A 15,863-nucleotide genomic window follows, 5' to 3' on the forward strand; every position below is an offset into this window, starting at 1 on the left:
CCGAGGCGCCGGTGCGTATGTGGCTTACCCCGTGGTCGGCGCTCACGCCGTGGCTCCTTCGTGATGGCAGGTCATGAACAGGGAAGGGTCAGCTGGTCAGCCCGTCGCGGCCTTCTTCAGCGCGGCCTTCTTGAGCGCCCGGGCACGGCGGGCGACCCGCCGCACCGTCTCATTGCGCGGGATGAACGCCAGCTGCGAGGGCACCGCCCCGGGCAGGGCGAGCGCGGTCAGCCGGCGCTTCTTGAAGTAGCGCCAGGTGTTGTTGTCCAGGTGGGCGGCCAGATAGCGCTCGGTCGCGGGCCGCAGATCCGGGTAGATCTTGGCCTGCATGCAGAAGCCGACGGCGGTGACCAGCCCGGTCAGCCGCTTGCCCGCCCGCTCGTCCACCGGCTGGGCGGCGGCCACCGCCTTGTGGTCCTCGAGGTCGGGCAGCAGCGCGTCCACGATCGTCACCGGCATGCGGTTGCTGTTCTGGTACGGGGTGAGCCGCTCCAGCAGCGTGTCGGTGCCGATCCGGGCCACCGGGAGCCCGTAGAAGACGTCGGCGGTGAGCAGCGCGGTGGAGAAGCAGCCGATGACCAGGGCCGGGCTCATCCGCTGGTACAGCACCTCGGCGAGGACCGGGGTGTCCATGACGGTCAGCTCCGCGCCCAGCTCCGCGGCCTTCTTCTCCAGCAGCCGCGACCAGCGGGCCGGGGCGGTGGGGTGCGGCTTGAAGACGACGGTGCGGTGGCCCAGCGCCACGGCGCCGCGCAGCATCCGCAGATGCAGCTCTTCCTCCTCCTGCGGAGAGAGGATGTCCAGCGCGGACAGGTACTGGCCGAGCATCAGCGCCGGGCCACCTCCGACCGCGATCCGCTCGCTGGCGGAGGCGACGCCGCGCGGGGCGGCCTCGGCCACCTCGCTGAGCACCTTGGTGAACACCTCGGTCGGCAGGATCTCCGGCTCGACGCCGAACTCGGTCAGCAGCAGCGGCCGCAGCCCGGGCACCAGGTCGAGGTGGAGCAGCCGGCGGATCCGGGTGCCGATCAGCGGGTCCAGCTTGTTGCGGGTCGGGCCGTAGCTCATCAGCCCGTCCGCGTAGACGTCGATGGGCGCGCCCTGGAACACATTGGCGACCGCCATCGCCGGGTTGACCTGGATGGACTCCAGGATCAGCTCGACCTTGTCGTCGCCGAGGTTCCACAGCAGCCGCAGATGGCGCTCCCACAGCGGGGCGTCGTCGACGCGCGGGGCCCAGCCGCCGGGGTGGAACGGCGAGATCGTCTCGTTCCAGGACAGCACCCGGTCGAAGCGGCCGCGCAGCCGCTCGAAGCCGGGCATCTCGTCCACCGGCGGGGTGGTCTCGGGCGTCGCCGCGTTGTTGCTGATCAGCAGCAGCCGGCGGTCGGCCGGGCCGACGCTGCCCGCGTCGATCGCGGCCGCGAGGGTCGCCGCCCCGTAGAGGGTCGAGGCGAGGAAGATCTGGGTGCGCTTGCGCTCCGCCAGGGGCTTGTAGGCGGACATCAGGCCGCCACCTCCGCCCCCGCGGACCGGCGCTTGACTCGCCGCAGTCGTGCGGCGCGCTCGTAGTCCATGGAATCCAGTGCGTCCTTCAATACGTCCTGGGGCATGCGTTTCATCGCCGCCGCCGACATGGAACGGAGTTTGCGGGCCACTTGTGGTTCGAATCTCTCGATGTTGCCGAGGTGGTGGGAAATGATCGCGCAATAGGTGCGGACGGCCTTCGGCAGCAGGGCGTCGGCGTCGCGGTCCCGTGCGGTTTCCTCGATCACCTGGTCGAATGCGCGAATGAAGTCGAGCTGCCGCACATCGCCGATCTGGGTGAGCGAGGAGGAGACCCCGCGCCGGTAGAACACCCCGGCCAGCCCGAGGACGGCGAAGCTGCGGGCCTCGCGGTGCAGTCGCCAGATCCAGGGCCGGTCCTCGGCGGTGCGCAGCCCGTGGGTGAAGTGCAGCAGCCCCTCGTCGACCAGACGGCGGTGGTACATGCCCGCCCAGGCGTAGGGGTAGTCGACGGAGGTGGAGCGGTCGGCCGGGAGGATCACGTCCCGGGGGTTCATCACCTCATTGCGGTGGCCGTGCGGCACCCGGGTGATGGAGCGCGCCCGGGCGGTGCACTGGACATGGTCGGTGCGGACGAAGTCGCACCCCAAGTCCTCGATCGCCGCGAGCAGTTGGGCGTAGTAGCCGGGGGCCAGCCAGTCGTCGCCGTCGAGGAAGGCGAGGTACTCCCCCGTGGCGTTGTCCAGGCCGGTGTTCCGCGCGGTGGCCAGCCCACCGTTCTTCTCGTGCCGTACGTAGACGGCCCCCGGAAGGTCGCGTTCTGCCCGCTCCAGGATCTCCGGCGTCCCGTCGGTGGCACAGTCGTCGACGAGAATGAATTCGAAGTCCTCACGCGCGTTCGCGCGCAGACTTCTGAGCGTGTCGGGGGCATAGGTCTGCACGTTGTAGAACGGCACGATGACGGAGAGCTTAACCACGCGGGTGACGCTAGGTCGCCGGTCGGCATTCGTCTTGACCTAGGGTGTACGTAAAGGTGAACGAAGAACGTCGGAACGGTTAACCCGCCGCTCCAGCCAGCCGATTCTCCAATCGTCGATGTTCTGTTAACCCTTTGTTGCTCTTGCGTTGGGCCGTGAATCGACAACGCTTCCTAGCGTCTCCGACGTGTCCTCACGTACCAAATCCCCTGTGCGAGTCGCCGTGCTCGCCGACTCCGACACCCGGTGGAAATGGGGCGCGCTCACCGCGCATCGCCTCGTACCGGACGGGTCGGATTCTGCCTCGGAGCGCCGCCTCGACGGCTTCCTGCTGCGCGGCCGCGCCACGCCGACCGCCCGGCAGCTCACCGAGGTCGGGGTGCGCGCCGACGCGATGCGCGAGGTCACGGGCGTGGAATTCGTACGGGCGATGGACCGTGAGCGCTATGACGTGATCGTCCTCTCCCTGGTCGGCGGCGCCGTCCAGGCCATGCTGCACGGACTGCGCCACGCCTGGGAGGGCGCCGACCGCCGTCCCGTGGTCGTCACCGGCTATGTCGGCGTCGTCTACGAGAAGCTGGCCGACGGGCTGCTGCTGCGCCACGGCGCCGATGTGGTGCTGGCCAACTCGCGCCATGACGCCGAGCGCTTCCGTGACGTCTACAAGGGCGTCGGCGCCGACGCGGAGAGCGTCGTGGAGTGCGCGTTGCCCTTCCTCGGCGGCGACCGCTACGACGAGAAGGCGCGGCTGGGCCGGAAGTACCCGGGCGGCACGGTCGTCTTCGCCGTCCAGCCGTCCGTCCCGGACAACCGCGCCGACCGCACCTATCTGCTGCGCCGCGCGGTGGAGCACGCGCGCCGCCACCCGGACCGCGAGGTCGTGGTCAAGCTGCGCTCCAAGCCGGGCGAGCACACCACCCACATCGAGGAGCTTCCCTACCAGAAGCTGATCGCGAAGTTCGGCGACGATCTGCCCGCCAACTTCCGGCTCGCCTACGGAAACATGGGCGAGGTCCTGGACACCGCTGACCTGCTGGTCACGGTCAGCTCCACGGCCGCCCTGGAGTCGCTGCACCGCTCCGTACCGACCGCCGTGCTCACCGACCTCGGGGTGCGCGAGACGCTCGGCAACCACCACTTCCTCGGCTCCGGCTGCCTGGCCTCCTGGGACCAGCTGGACGCCGGGCACCTGCCCGAGCCGGACGCCGAGTGGCTCAGCCGCCAGGGCGTGGCCGCCGACGGGCCGTACGAGACCTGGTTCGACGCCGCGCGGGAGCGGGTGGCCGAGCTGGCCGCCGCACCGGCCCTGCCGCCGCTCGACCCCTTCTACACACCCGTCACCGCCCCCGGCTATCTGCCCGGCCGGCTCGCCCGGTACGGCTTCGAGCCGGACGGCTCACCTCGCCCCGGGGCCTCCGGCGAGGACGAGGCGCAGGTCTCCGCGTTGCGGCGGGTGGTGCGCAACACGATGCGGGAAGCGGCCCGCGGCGCCTATCGCCATGGCGTCCAGCGCGTGGCTCCCGTCATCCGGCGGATGGGGGAGCTGTGAGCGACGCGAACGCGAATCAAGAGGAGGCCCTGGGGGCCTCGATCACCTCTGCAACCCCTGAAGGAGCCGCCATGACCGCCTCGAGCCCGTGTGTGCTCGCCGTGATCCCCGCCCGTGGCGGATCGAAGGGCGTCCCCGCGAAGAACCTCGCCGCCGTCGGCGGCGTGCCGCTGGTCGCTCGCGCGGTCATGGAGTGCCGGGCGAGCCGCCTGGTGACGGACGTGGTCGTCTCCACCGATGACACCGGCATCGCGGCCGCGGCGCGCGGTGCCGGCGCGGTGGTCATCCAGCGGCCCACCGACATCGCGGGGGACACCGCGACCAGCGAGGCCGCGGTGATCCACGCGATGGACGCCTACGAGGCGTCGCACGACACCACCGTGGACGTGGTGCTCCTGGTGCAGTGCACCAGCCCCTTCATCATCAGCGAGGACATCGACGGGGTGGCCGCGGCGGTCGCCGAGAAGGGCGCCGACACCGCCCTGACCGTCGCCCCCTTCCACGGCTTCGTCTGGCGCGAGGGCGAGAACCCGCAAGAGGACGGCGGCGACGGGGTCAACCATGACAAGTCGTACCGCCCGCGCCGCCAGGACCGCCCCCAGGACTTCCTGGAGACCGGCGCCGCCTACGCGATGGACGCGCGCGGCTTCCGCGAGGCCGGGCACCGCTTCTTCGGCCGCACCGACCTGGTGCGCACCGACCCCGCCCGGGTGCTGGAGATCGACGATCCGCACGATCTGGCCCGCGCCCGCGCGCTCGCCCCGCTGTTCGACGCCGAGCGGCCGGGCGCCCTCCCCACCCGCGATGACATCGACGCGGTGGTACTCGACTTCGACGGCACCCAGACCGACGACAGGGTGCTCGTCGACTCCGATGGACGCGAACTCGTGGCCGTGCACCGCGGCGACGGGCTCGGGATCGCCGCCCTGCGCCGCGCTGAGCTGGCACTGCTGATCCTGTCCACGGAAAAGAACCCGGTCGTCGCCGCACGGGCCCGCAAACTCCAGGTCCCCGTGCTCCACGGCATCGACCGAAAAGATCTCGCACTGAAGCAGTGGTGCGAGGAGCAGGGCATCGCGCCGGAGCGCGTGCTCTACGTCGGCAACGACGTCAACGACCTCCCGTGCTTCGGCCTCGTCGGCTGGCCCGTGGCGGTCGCAGGTGCGCACGACGTCGTGCGCGGCGCCGCACGTGCGGTCACCTCCACCCCCGGAGGGGACGGCGCGATCCGCGAGATCGCCTCGTGGATTCTCGGAAAGGAACTGTCTTAAGTGAGCTCCAACTCTCGCCTCCGCACCCTCGGCGCGAAGACCGCCGGACCCGGCCAGCCGGTCTATGTCACCGGTGAGATCGGCATCAACCACAACGGCGACCTGGAGAACGCGTTCAAGCTGATCGACGTCGCCGCCGAGGCCGGCTGTGACGCGGTCAAGTTCCAGAAGCGAACCCCGGAGATCTGCACCCCCCGCGACCAGTGGGACATCGAGCGTGACACCCCCTGGGGCCGGATGACCTACATCGACTACCGCCACCGCGTGGAGTTCGGCGAGGACGAGTACCGCGCCATCTCCGAGCACTGCGCGAAGCGCGGTATCGACTGGTTCGCCTCCCCGTGGGACACCGAGGCCGTCGCCTTCCTGGAGAAGTTCGACGTCCCGGCGCACAAGGTGGCCTCCGCCTCGCTGACCGACGACGAGCTGCTGCGCGCCCTGCGGGCGACCGGCCGCACGATCATCCTGTCGACGGGCATGTCCACCCCCAAGCAGATCCGCCACGCGGTGGAGGTTCTGGGCAGCGACAACATCCTGCTGTGCCACGCCACCTCCACGTACCCGGCCAAGGCCGAGGAGCTCAACCTGCGCGTGATCAACACGCTCCAGGCCGAGTACCCCAACGTGCCGATCGGCTACTCCGGCCACGAGACCGGTCTGCAGACCACCCTGGCCGCCGTGGCGCTCGGTGCCGCGTTCGTCGAGCGTCACATCACCCTCGACCGCGCCATGTGGGGCTCGGACCAGGCCGCCTCGGTCGAGCCGCAGGGCCTGACGCGGCTGGTGCGGGACATCCGCACCATCGAGGAGTCCCTCGGTGACGGCGTCAAGAAGGTCTACGAGAGCGAGCTCGGCCCGATGAAGAAGCTCCGCCGTGTCGCGGGCGTCGTCGCCGAGTCCGAGTCCGAGTCCGCCGACCGCGAGCCCGCCGCGGTCTGAGGCACTCTGCCGTGAATCCACCGGCCGGTGAGCCCGGCCCTTGCCCGGAAGCGGCGGGCACCCCTGACTCCTCGGGGGCTGCCCGCCGCTTCCGGGCCCTGCCTTTGGACGGTGCGATGGTCTCCGCTGCCCCCCTTGCCCCTCCGGCCACGCTTGCCTTCGTCGAGAGCCCGGTTCAGCTGCTGAACGTGCTGGAGTGGGCGTACGCCGACGCCCAGCGCGCCGGGGGCCCCGAGGCCACGGCGCCTCAGGACCTCACCGTGGTGGTGCTCTCCCCGCACGATCCGATGACCCGCGGCCAGCTGCGCCGGATGGCCGAACTGGCGCGGGACGAGGGCTTCGCCGTGCGCTGGGAGGACGCCCGCGGCGGGGCCGGTGCGCCGATCAAGACCATCGGCGGACTGCGCGGACCGCTGCGCCGGGCCGGGCGGATCGTCATAGGCGATCCGTTCTCCCGCTATGTCCAGCTGCTGCTGACCCTCACCCGGGCCAAGGACCTGGTCGTGGTGGACGACGGCACGGCCACCATGGAGTTCATCTCCCAGCTGGCCAAGGGCGAGCCCCTGGTGCGCTGGCACCGGCGCGGCAGCAAGGGGCCGCGCGACATGGTGTTCGCGCCGGTCTCCGCCACCGCGCGCCGCCGGCTCACCCCGGGCGCCAAGCGCCGGGTCGAGGTCTTCAGCTCGATGCCGGTGGAGCCGCCCGCCGGGGTCACCATCACCGCCAACGACTTCGCCTGGACCCGCGCCCGGTTCGGCCCGCCCCGGCTCACCGGGGGCACCGACCTGGTGGGCACGTCCCTGGTCGAGACGGGCGTGGTGGACCTGGAGCGCTATCTGGAGGCGGTCGGCTCGCTGGCCCGCGCCCATGGCGCCACCCGCTACTTCGCCCACCGCCGGGAGAGCGCCGAGAAGCTGCACCGGGTCTCGGCCGAGGTGGGTCTGGAGATCGTACGGCCCGATCTGCCGCTCGAGCTGATAGCCCGCCGCGGCCCCATCGGCCACACGATCGTGAGCTTCCCCTCGACCGTGGTGCACACCCTGCCGCTCGCGCTCGTGGGCACCGGCGTCCAGGTGGCGGTCTGCGATGTGGACCCCGCCTGGCTGACCAGCGACGCCTCCCCGCGCGCCCAGGGCTTCCTGTCCGGGGTCACCGGGACGGCGCGCGATGTGCGCCGGCTGGGCTCGGGGCCGCAGATGGGGTCACCCCCGCCGGGAGACGCGGCTCCGCCCAGGGACTCGGCCCCGCCCAGGGACTCGGTCCCGCCCAGGGACTCGTTCCCGCAGCGTGACGCGGCCTCGATGCGGGACGCGGCTCCGAAGCGGGACGCGGCCTCGCAGCGGGAGGCGGCCCCGCCGGCGAACCCGGGACCGCCCGCGGCACCGGTCGCGGCGTCCTGAGACCGGTCGCGGCGTCCTGAGGCGTCTCAGGTTCTGAGCTCGTCGCCCGTACGGCCGTGTGGCACATCTCACCCGCGGCCGACCGCGAAAACCCGCTGTTATACCCCCTGACTAGGAGGATCATGCAGCGGGGCGGGTACTTTTGCGTACCCGAACAGATTGAAATTTTGTTGATCGACATTCGGTGGACCCACCTGGCGTTCTACGCTTCTTCAGGTGAAGCAATTGATGTCCCTCGATGCGACCGATGTCACACCCACCGCCGCGCCCGCGCTGCCCGGCACGCTCTCCGACGAGCTGCGTGCCGAACTCATCGCCTTCCGGCGCGACTTGCATATGCACCCCGAGCTCGGCAACTGCGAGTTCCGCACCACCGCCGCGATCAAGGCGCGGCTGGAGCAGGCGGGACTCGAGCCGCGGGTGCTGCCCTCCGGCACCGGTCTCATCTGTGACATCGGCCCGCGCGACGGCGTAGCGCCCCTGCTGGCGCTGCGCGCGGACATCGACGGGCTGCCCATCCCCGACACCAAGACGGTGGACTACCGCTCGACCGTCGCCGACCGCGCCCACGCCTGCGGCCACGATGTGCACACCACCGTGGTGCTCGGCGCCGGTCTGGTCCTGGCCGAGCTGGCCCGGGAGGGCCGGCTGGCGCGTCCGGTGCGGCTGCTGTTCCAGCCCGCCGAGGAGGTGCTGCCCGGCGGCGCGGCCGACGCGATCGAGGCGGGCGTGCTGGACGGCGTGGGCCGGATCCTGGCGCTGCACTGCGACCCGAAGGTCGAGGTCGGCCGGATCGGGCTGCGGGTCGGGCCGATCACCTCGGCCTGCGACCGGCTGGAGGTCTCCCTGGACGGGCCGGGCGGCCACACCGCGCGCCCCCATCTGACCACCGACCTGGTGACCGCCGTCGCCAAGGTGATCACCGAGGTGCCCGCGCTGCTGGCCCGCCGGGTGGACGCCCGCTCGGGCCTGGCCGTCACCTGGGGCCGGGTGCAGTCGGGCCACGCCTGCAATGTGATCCCGCAGCACGCCGAGCTGTCCGCCACGGTCCGCTGCCTGGACCTGCCCGCCTGGCGGGAGGCGCCCGACCTGGTCCATGCCGCGGTGGACGAGATCGCCACCCTGCACCGCGCCAAGTCGGAGATCAACTACATCCGCGGGGTCCCGCCGGTGGTCAACGAGGCGAGCTCCACCGAGCTGCTGCGGGACGCGATGATCGCCCGCCGGGGCGCGGACGCGGTCGAGGGCACCGAGCAGTCCCTGGGCGGCGAGGACTTCTCCTGGTACCTGGAGCGGGTGCCCGGCGCGATGGCCCGCCTCGGCGTCCGCAAGGTCGGCGACACCACCCGGCGCGACCTCCACGCGGGCGACTTCGACGTGGACGAGGGCGCGATCGCGGTGGGCGTGGAGCTGTTCACGGCCGCCGTGCTGCTGGACCGGAACGCGTAAGCCCGGCGGGGGCGTACGCCACCCGGCCGTCGGCACCGCCGCGCGCGTCGATGCCGACCGCGCTGCCCCGGACCGCCGGCGCCTCTGACGTGCGCCTCCTCGTCCGGCCTTCGGCCCGACCCCGTCTGGCCGCCTGCCACACTGCTCGCGCTGCCGCCGACCAGGTATTCGGCAAGCTGGTCGCAGACCTCGGGCTATTCCTCGGGAACGCTGGGAACGCCGGGAATGCCGAGCCTCAGCCTGCCGCCGAACCGGCCCCGCGGCCCATCGGGCACGGGATCGTCGGGCGGATGCGGTTCACGCTGCAGGCGACGACCTGGACCGAGGCGAATCCGGTGCCTCGCAGGTACCAGCCGCCTACGACATCCCCGCCCCGGCTGAGCCGGTCCTCCGCTGCCGCTAACCGCTCGGCCTGCCGGGAGGAGTCCCTGTCATGGTCGGTCAGGAATGACGGGCTCAACTCGCTGATCTGGTCTCGGTACCAAGCGGAGGCTTTGTCCGGTGCCTCGAAGGTGGCCTTGATCATTCTGGCTGGGCGGAGCAGCCAGTGCGGTACCTCCAGCGGCGGCACGTCGCTCGCCATGAAGGCGGGGCTGGCCGCCGCGATCTGCTTCCATTCCTGGGGCGAGATGTCCTGGACGACGAGGTGCGGTGGCCGCCGGGCGGACTCGTCGTCGTAGGTGCGGCGCTCCCCGGTCCAGCGGTAGCAGTGCCAGTGGGTCGGCATGGGCGGGGGCGGAGCGGTCATCAGAGATGCCTCCTGCGTGGTGGGAGCGGCCCGCGCTTCCGGGCGCGGGCCGCCGTTTACCCAGGGCGCTTGACGCCGGCTACTTGGCGTACTGGCGGCCGTCGTCCGAGTCGCCGGGCGCCCGACCGCTCGGTGACGGGGCATCCGTGTCCGGCATGGTGTCGCCGTCCTCGGGGTCCTGACGGACGACGACATGCTGTAATCGCATTGGGGCCTCCGGTGAGTTCACTCGCGCAGGGGTGTCCCCGCGCGATGGCGCGGTGCTCGTCCCGGCCACTGGCCTGCAAGCGGGAGGCCGGGGCGAGCCTTGCTGGAAGGGACTCCGGCCGGTGGTGCAGGCCGGTACCGGAGTCCCTTCGTCCCCGCCTGCCTTGTCGGCGGCCGTGCCTGGCTGTATCGACCGGCAGGGGGGTCTTGGAGGGCGGGCCGCCGGCGCCGTCGTCCGGTACGGGGGCCCGGAACGCCAGCGACCCACCCGGCTTATGTGGCCGGGGTGCTCACGAAGCAGAGCCAAACCGCGAGCACCAGCATCACGGGGACAGCACAGAGCAGCAGGCCCATCCGTGCGGCACCGAAAACAAGCAGCGCGGCTTGCCCGGCATGAGCTTGTCGGCGATGCCTCATTCGCCGCCGCCTGACCGGGCTTGTCGCGTCGCCTCCTCATAGGCGCGTAGCAACTGCCCGCCCTCCGAGCAGACGGCGCCGGGCATCCGGCAGGCCAGGCAGCCCGCGGCGTGCTCCAAGGCGGTGCGCCACTCCTCGCGGAGCTTCTGCCTGTGGGCGTAGCCGCTGCTCTCGTCGCGCCACTGCCACCCGATGCGGGATGACACGGTCAGCTCCCGCCGAGGCTCTCGTTGTGGTCACACAGGGCGTTGACGGAGCGGGCGAGCCGCTGGGCGTGCGCGATCCGGGCGGGCAGCGTGGCGCCGGGTTCCAGGCGCATCCGCATGCGGGCCTCGCCGATGCAGGCGCGTGCGCAGGCGCGCCGAGTGTCGTTCCTGGGGAGCCTGCCGGCCATCTCCTCGACTTCGGGGACGGTGACCATGATGTGCCCGCGCAGCCGGAGCGTGAGCGTCTCCACCTCCTCCAGGGAGAGGAGTTCGGCGCCTTCGGCGAGCAGACGGCGCGTGCTGGCGCGCATCGTCTGGAAGTCGAGGGGGCGTTGGTCCCGCTCTTCGCCGGTCGGCGGACGGGCGGTGGAAGTGGCCATGCTGGCGCTCCTTGTGGCGTTGGCCGCGCCCCAGGAGGCTCCGCCGCCTCGCCGGGGTTTCGTCGTGCCCGTCGATGCTAGGAGTGAGATGTGCGGCACAGCCAGCAATGTGCATGGATGTGCGCGCAGGCTTTCACCGTGCTGCAAGGCTTATTTGTGCTCTTGACGAGGCCTCGCCGCCGGACGAGTTTGGTGCACATCAGCGCACGACGACACGGGAGACGACCATGCCCTTACAGTTCATCGGGATCGACCCCGACACCGGCAAGAACGGATCACCTACGGCCTGGGTGGACCAGGAGACTGCGGACATCGTGATCCAGAGTTACACCGCCGACGACGCCACTCGCACCCAGTGCATCCAGACGCCAGCGCCGGGGCACGCGCCTGGTATTCCCGAGCACGAAACGGTCATCCGTATCCCGGCCCGCCTGATCCCGGTCCTGAGGGAGGCATGCGATGTCGCAGAACGCGCTCAGCTTTGACGAACTGTTCCAGGCCGCACAGCATTCAGCAGTGCACCTTGAGATGCGCGACCAGTACGCCGTCGGCGATGAAGCCGACGACTTCAACTCCTGGCTGGCCACTGGGCGTCGGGACGTCGATCCTGCCTCCGAGTACTGGGCGCCGTGGACCGACATGATCTCCCGCGCGGTCGCTCGCGGCGTCGTGGTGCGCCGAGCACGCATCGTGTCCGAGCCGGTCACCGACTACATCCGCTACGAGCATGCCGGGACCGTCGTGAACGTCGCCGCAGGCGAGCAGGTGCGGTGGCTTCCCCGCCGCCGGGCCGTCGATCTGATGCTTCCGGGCGCAGACCTGTGGCTCTTCGACGGAACACAGGTGCTGTTCAACCACTTCACCGGAGACGGTAACTGGGCTGACCTGGACATGGAGCTGCGGACCGAGCCGGTCATCGTCAAACAGTGCTCGGACGCTTTCGACGCGGTGTGGGACCGCGCGATCCCTCACGACCAGTACGAGATCCACTGACAGGAAGCGCCACGGCCAGCTCATGACCATTTCACCGTCGTCCTCAGCCCAAGCCGCCCGCGAGAACGTGGCGCGCCAGTTGCGCGACCTGAGGAGAAATGCCGGACTGACGGTCACTGAGCTGGCCTCCCGGTGCGGCTGGCACCATGCCAAGACGTCCCGGATCGAGAACGCCCACACCCCACCCTCACCAACGGACATCCGCCTGTGGTGCCGCGCAGCCGATGCTCTCGACCAGGCTGCGGACCTGATCGCGGCCTCGCAGCACGCCCAGTCCCTGTACCGGGAGTGGCGGCGCCGCGTGCGCACCGGTCTGGCCAAGCTCCAGGACAGCTACACCCAGCTGTACCGGTCCACGGAACTGCTGCGCGTCTACTCGCCGGTCCTGGTCCCCGGCCTGTTGCAGACGGAGGGCTACGCGAGAGCGCTGCTGTCGATGAATGCCCGGTTTCTTGAGGTCCTCGATGACGGGGCGGAGGCTGCGGCGGCCCGCCTGGAGCGGTCGCAGGTCATCCACGAGCCGGGCCACCGTTACGTGTTCCTCATCGAGGAGGCCGTGCTGTATTACCAGCTTGGCAACGCGGACGCGATGGCTGCCCAACTGGGCTACTTGCTGACTGCGGGCGCCCTGCCGCAAGTGTCGTTCGGCATCATCCCGGCTGGGACGCGCGAGCGGGTTCTGTGGCCGCAGGAGACATTCGACGTGCACGACGACACGCTGGTCTCCGTCGAGTTGCTCTCCGCCGAGGTGAACGTCACCCAGCCGTCGGAGATCGCTATGTACGTGAAGGCGTTCGAGCAGCTGCGCGGCATGGCCGTGTACGGGGCCGAGGCGCGGACGTTGATCCTGAAGGCGATCGAGGCCCTGCACTGACCTCAGGCACGACAAGAGCTCCCTCGCCCGCGCGAAAGCTCGCCCCGCCGGGCGAGGTTGGTGCACATCGGCGTACGACGAAACAGGGAGAGGACATGCCCCAACCGTCCATCGAGTACCGGGAATGGCGCCACCAAGTCCGCAGCGGTCTAAAGCAGCTTCAAGACAGCCGGGTGCAGTTGTACGAGGACACAGAACTGTTCCGGGTCTATTCCTCCACCCTGGTTCCCGGCCTGCTGCAGACCGAGGGCTACGCGCGGGCCGTCCTTGGGATCGCCGCGAGCGTCCACGACCTGCCTGCCGACGACAGTGAGGCTGCGGCCCGCGCGCGGATCGAGCGGTCCCGGATCATCCATAAGGAGGGGCACCGCTTCGTCGTGGTCATCGAGGAGTCGGTGTTGTACTGCCGGGTCGCGGACACGGACGCCATGGCCGCCCAGTTGGGCTACCTGCTGACTACTGGCGCGCTGCCCGCAGTGTCGCTCGGGATCATCCCGATGGCGGCCCGGCGGACGCACTGGACCGAGGAGACCTTCCACATCTACGACGACCGGACAGTGTCCGTCGAGCTGGTGACCGCCCAGGTGAACGTGACTCAGCCCGGCGAACTCGCCCAATATCTGAAGACGTTCGAGCGACTGCGCGGTATGGCCCTGTACGGGGCCGAGGCGCGGGCGTTGATCCTGAAGGCCATCGAAGCCCTGCACTGACTCCGGGCGCGAGGGGCCCTCGAATCCGCCAAACGGGGGACCGATCACCCGTACTGGCGGAGCCGACCGCGGGTACCGTTCTGAGTGTCGAGGTCAGAACGGAGTTCGGCATGCCACAGAGCAATGAGGAACACACCGGCGCACGCATCGCGGACTATCGGAAGCTGCGTCAACTCACCCAGACCGCACTCGCGCAGCGTTCGTTCCTCTCCCGTGGCACCATCGCCAAGGTCGAGCGCGGCCTGGCGCCAGCGACACCCTCCGTCGTAGCCGCTGTCGCCCGAGTCCTCCAAGTCGACATCGCCGTGCTCAACGGCCAGCCGTACACCTCCGAGCTGCAGCAAGATCATCTCGACCGTCTGATCTCCCCGCTGTCCGAGGCGCTCGACATGTACGACCTCGGGCCGGATCCTCACATCACCCCCCGACCCATCGACCAGGTAGAGAGCGATGTCCGCGTACTGTGCGCCGGGGCCTCCGCCACCGAGTACAAGGACATCGGGTCGAAACTGCCCGGCCTCCTCGGCGAACTCACCACTATGGTCAGCCTGCTGTCGCCGGGTGACAGCTACCGGCGTGCGGCCTCGTCGCTGAGCTGGTGCTACTGGGTCGCATACGAGTTCGCCTACCGGGTCGGCTACCACGATCTGGCATCCATCGCGCTGGAGCGCATGGGGTGGATGGCCGAGCAGGCGCAAGATCCGCTGCTGCTCGCCATCCGCTTGAACAAGCGGTCGAGCATGCTGCTCCGGCGGGGCAACAACCAGATGTCACTGCAGGTCATTACCCGCGGCCATCGGCTCATCGGCCAGGTCGAGCGGCCCGAGTCTGTGGAGGCGCTCGCGGTGACGGGGAGCCTGCACCTCGCGTCGGCCATCGCGGCTGCCCAAGCCAAGGACGCTGACGCTGTCACCGGATATATGGGCCTGGCACGCGAGATGGCCGCCAAGATTGGCCGGGATGTGCCGGACGTCTACTGGTCGTCGTTCGGTCTGACGAGCGTGCAGCACTTCGACGTCGCGACGAACGTGGAGCTCGGCGAGCTCGGCGAGGCGGTCAAGCTGTCCAAGAAGCTGTACTTCCCGGATACCCACCCCCGCATGCGGGTGGGCCGGTATTACATCGAGATGGCCCGCGCCTACGCGCAGATGGGCAAGGCGGAAACTGCTGAGCGGTTTCTGGTGAGGGCGCGCAAGGTCGCCCCGCAGCAGGCCCGGTATCACCCTCTGGTGCGCGAGACGATCGGTGTCCTCGTGCGTCGTCAGCGGCGGGCGCCCGAAACCCTGTCCTCGCTGGCTTCGTGGGTCGGCATGTAGCAGCATCAGGGCGCCCCATTGTTCCCTATCTGGGAACACTGTCAGCCTCGAAGGTCGGCACGATGTGACGGTCAGTACACAGACCGTGCACGGAGCCGACCATGATGACCAGACCCCTGCCGTGGACACCGCAGAACGCCGAGGACATCGAGCTCTTACCGGTGGGCAAATGGTGGGACGCCGTCTCCGCGCCTGCCACCGTCGCCGAGCGAGCCCTGGAACTGCTCGGTGACCGATCCGGCGCCGTCATCCAGGACGACACCTACGGCAAGATGTACTGGCTGATCGGCATCGACACTGCCACCGTCCGCAGCTGGCGCATGCGCCAGGTCCGCGTCCTCACCGAGCTCGCCGACGAGGGGACCCTCCTCGGCGTGCCGCCCGCCTCTTGGAGCGCTGAGCACCGGACGTACTGGCGGATCCCGCTCGGCCCGGACCGGTATCTGACCGACATCAATCACCTGGTCCGCGCCCTGCGCCAGGCCCTCGACGACGTCCTCGGTCCGACGCCGGACGGTCGACAGCTGTGCTACCGATGTCAGCTCCCCACCGACGAACCGGTCCCGGTGGCCATCGAGCACAGCGGCAGTGTGGCCAGCACGACCGTCTACGCCTGCCCCACCCACGCCCGGGACTACCCGCGCGACGCCGTCGCCCAGGCCGCCGCCAGGCGCCGTGCCCTCGACCGGGGCAGGACCCGATGACGGCCGCCGAGCAGACAGCCGAGCAGACCAAGGACCCGTTCGCCGATGAGGCGTGGCGCGCCGCCGTCGAGCACGCCGCAGGCTGCCTGGCCTGCCGGACGCCCGGCGCCGGGTGCGAGACCGGGGAGCGGCTGCTCCGCGCCTACGAGGAGGCCGCGCGGCAGGCCCGATGTGAGGAGAGCGAATGAGGCACCGATACCAGGTCGCCCGTACCCAG

At 70.3% G+C, this 15,863-nt stretch carries 17 protein-coding genes and 1 pseudogene; 12 read left to right on the forward strand and 6 right to left on the reverse strand.

The features are described 5' to 3' along the window. Positions 1-96: 96 nt before the first annotated feature. The gene (locus tag GWI24_RS25975) at positions 97-1,506 is read right to left on the reverse strand and encodes a polysialyltransferase family glycosyltransferase (RefSeq protein ID WP_210948328.1); all 1,410 of its coding nucleotides are present in this window, start codon (positions 1,504-1,506) and stop codon (positions 97-99) included. Next, positions 1,506-2,483: a glycosyltransferase family 2 protein gene (locus GWI24_RS25980; RefSeq protein WP_210948329.1), complete on the reverse strand. Its 978-nt coding sequence runs from the start codon at positions 2,481-2,483 to the stop codon at positions 1,506-1,508. Before GWI24_RS25980 ends, GWI24_RS25975 begins: the two co-directional genes overlap by 1 nt. A 187-nt stretch (positions 2,484-2,670) precedes the next feature. Between GWI24_RS25980 and GWI24_RS25985 the strand changes: the two genes are divergently transcribed. From GWI24_RS25985 to GWI24_RS26005, 5 genes are all read left to right on the forward strand, one after another. After that, the gene (locus tag GWI24_RS25985; RefSeq protein WP_374103341.1) at positions 2,671-4,032 is read left to right on the forward strand and encodes a DUF6716 putative glycosyltransferase; all 1,362 of its coding nucleotides are present in this window, start codon (positions 2,671-2,673) and stop codon (positions 4,030-4,032) included. Positions 4,033-4,103: 71 nt separating this feature from the next. Then, entirely contained in the window at positions 4,104-5,303 is a 1,200-nt protein-coding gene (locus tag GWI24_RS25990) for an acylneuraminate cytidylyltransferase (RefSeq protein WP_210948330.1), read from the forward strand. Beyond that, positions 5,304-6,242: an N-acetylneuraminate synthase family protein gene (locus GWI24_RS25995; RefSeq protein WP_210948331.1), complete on the forward strand. Its 939-nt coding sequence runs from the start codon at positions 5,304-5,306 to the stop codon at positions 6,240-6,242. A 116-nt stretch (positions 6,243-6,358) separates the two neighbouring features. After that, on the forward strand, positions 6,359-7,642 hold the full coding sequence (locus GWI24_RS26000) for a hypothetical protein (RefSeq protein WP_247616895.1): 1,284 nt from the start codon (positions 6,359-6,361) through the stop codon (positions 7,640-7,642). A 228-nt stretch (positions 7,643-7,870) separates the two neighbouring features. Beyond that, positions 7,871-9,091, forward strand: a complete 1,221-nt coding sequence (locus GWI24_RS26005; RefSeq protein WP_210948341.1) for an amidohydrolase — start codon at positions 7,871-7,873, stop codon at positions 9,089-9,091. Positions 9,092-9,326: 235 nt separating this feature from the next. On the opposite strand, the gene GWI24_RS26010 is transcribed toward GWI24_RS26005, so the two are convergent. The 4 genes from GWI24_RS26010 to GWI24_RS26020 all read right to left on the reverse strand — a co-directional run bounded on the left by GWI24_RS26010 (position 9,327) and on the right by GWI24_RS26020 (position 11,049). Beyond that, positions 9,327-9,839: a hypothetical protein gene (locus tag GWI24_RS26010; RefSeq protein ID WP_210948332.1), complete on the reverse strand. Its 513-nt coding sequence runs from the start codon at positions 9,837-9,839 to the stop codon at positions 9,327-9,329. 79 nt (positions 9,840-9,918) lie between these two features. Then, entirely contained in the window at positions 9,919-10,047 is a 129-nt protein-coding gene (locus GWI24_RS46340; RefSeq protein WP_281790566.1) for a hypothetical protein, read from the reverse strand. A 412-nt stretch (positions 10,048-10,459) separates the two neighbouring features. Beyond that, positions 10,460-10,669 carry a hypothetical protein gene (locus GWI24_RS26015; protein ID WP_210948343.1) on the reverse strand — a complete coding sequence of 70 codons (210 nt, stop codon included), beginning with the start codon at positions 10,667-10,669 and terminating at the stop codon, positions 10,460-10,462. 2 nt (positions 10,670-10,671) lie between these two features. Beyond that, the gene (locus GWI24_RS26020) at positions 10,672-11,049 is read right to left on the reverse strand and encodes a DUF6415 family natural product biosynthesis protein (protein ID WP_210948333.1); all 378 of its coding nucleotides are present in this window, start codon (positions 11,047-11,049) and stop codon (positions 10,672-10,674) included. Between the two features lie 227 nt (positions 11,050-11,276). Here GWI24_RS26020 and GWI24_RS26025 point away from each other — a divergent pair, with 227 nt between their 5' ends. From GWI24_RS26025 to GWI24_RS26055, 7 genes and pseudogenes are all read left to right on the forward strand, one after another. Further along, complete coding sequence (locus GWI24_RS26025; protein ID WP_210948342.1) at positions 11,277-11,534, forward strand: hypothetical protein; 258 nt, start codon at positions 11,277-11,279, stop codon at positions 11,532-11,534. After that, entirely contained in the window at positions 11,509-12,042 is a 534-nt protein-coding gene (locus tag GWI24_RS26030) for a DUF6879 family protein (protein ID WP_210948334.1), read from the forward strand. The genes GWI24_RS26025 and GWI24_RS26030 overlap by 26 nt, the downstream gene beginning before the upstream one ends. A 22-nt stretch (positions 12,043-12,064) precedes the next feature. Beyond that, positions 12,065-12,916 carry a helix-turn-helix transcriptional regulator gene (locus tag GWI24_RS26035; RefSeq protein WP_210948335.1) on the forward strand — a complete coding sequence of 284 codons (852 nt, stop codon included), beginning with the start codon at positions 12,065-12,067 and terminating at the stop codon, positions 12,914-12,916. Positions 12,917-13,032: 116 nt separating this feature from the next. Beyond that, positions 13,033-13,626 (forward strand): annotated as a pseudogene (locus GWI24_RS26040) (DUF5753 domain-containing protein); the annotation flags it as partial. Positions 13,627-13,736: 110 nt separating this feature from the next. Continuing rightward, complete coding sequence (locus GWI24_RS26045; RefSeq protein WP_210948337.1) at positions 13,737-14,942, forward strand: helix-turn-helix domain-containing protein; 1,206 nt, start codon at positions 13,737-13,739, stop codon at positions 14,940-14,942. 101 nt (positions 14,943-15,043) lie between these two features. Then, complete coding sequence (locus GWI24_RS26050; RefSeq protein ID WP_210948338.1) at positions 15,044-15,646, forward strand: hypothetical protein; 603 nt, start codon at positions 15,044-15,046, stop codon at positions 15,644-15,646. After that, a complete protein-coding gene (locus GWI24_RS26055; protein WP_210948339.1) occupies positions 15,643-15,834 on the forward strand; it encodes a hypothetical protein in 192 nt (63 codons plus the stop codon). Before GWI24_RS26050 ends, GWI24_RS26055 begins: the two co-directional genes overlap by 4 nt. The last annotated feature ends 29 nt before the right edge of the window (positions 15,835-15,863 follow it).

This window comes from Streptomyces sp. MK37H, assembly GCF_018035285.1.
GTDB lineage: Bacteria > Actinomycetota > Actinomycetes > Streptomycetales > Streptomycetaceae > Streptomyces > Streptomyces endocoffeicus.

Excerpts from the sequence above, each read along its gene's own strand:
- GWI24_RS26025 (WP_210948342.1), top strand. The coding sequence starts at position 11,277 with ATGCCCTTACAGTTCATCGGGATCGACCCCGACACCGGCAAGAACGGA.
- GWI24_RS26030 (WP_210948334.1), top strand. The coding sequence starts at position 11,509 with ATGTCGCAGAACGCGCTCAGCTTTGACGAACTGTTCCAGGCCGCACAG.
- GWI24_RS46340 (WP_281790566.1), bottom strand. The coding sequence starts at position 10,047 with ATGCGATTACAGCATGTCGTCGTCCGTCAGGACCCCGAGGACGGCGAC.
- GWI24_RS26035 (WP_210948335.1), top strand. The coding sequence starts at position 12,065 with ATGACCATTTCACCGTCGTCCTCAGCCCAAGCCGCCCGCGAGAACGTG.
- GWI24_RS25975 (WP_210948328.1), bottom strand. The coding sequence starts at position 1,506 with ATGTCCGCCTACAAGCCCCTGGCGGAGCGCAAGCGCACCCAGATCTTC.
- GWI24_RS26020 (WP_210948333.1), bottom strand. The coding sequence starts at position 11,049 with ATGGCCACTTCCACCGCCCGTCCGCCGACCGGCGAAGAGCGGGACCAA.
- GWI24_RS26000 (WP_247616895.1), top strand. The coding sequence starts at position 6,359 with ATGGTCTCCGCTGCCCCCCTTGCCCCTCCGGCCACGCTTGCCTTCGTC.
- GWI24_RS26010 (WP_210948332.1), bottom strand. The coding sequence starts at position 9,839 with ATGACCGCTCCGCCCCCGCCCATGCCGACCCACTGGCACTGCTACCGC.
- GWI24_RS26005 (WP_210948341.1), top strand. The coding sequence starts at position 7,871 with ATGTCCCTCGATGCGACCGATGTCACACCCACCGCCGCGCCCGCGCTG.
- GWI24_RS26055 (WP_210948339.1), top strand. The coding sequence starts at position 15,643 with ATGACGGCCGCCGAGCAGACAGCCGAGCAGACCAAGGACCCGTTCGCC.
- GWI24_RS25990 (WP_210948330.1), top strand. The coding sequence starts at position 4,104 with ATGACCGCCTCGAGCCCGTGTGTGCTCGCCGTGATCCCCGCCCGTGGC.
- GWI24_RS26045 (WP_210948337.1), top strand. The coding sequence starts at position 13,737 with ATGCCACAGAGCAATGAGGAACACACCGGCGCACGCATCGCGGACTAT.
- GWI24_RS26050 (WP_210948338.1), top strand. The coding sequence starts at position 15,044 with ATGATGACCAGACCCCTGCCGTGGACACCGCAGAACGCCGAGGACATC.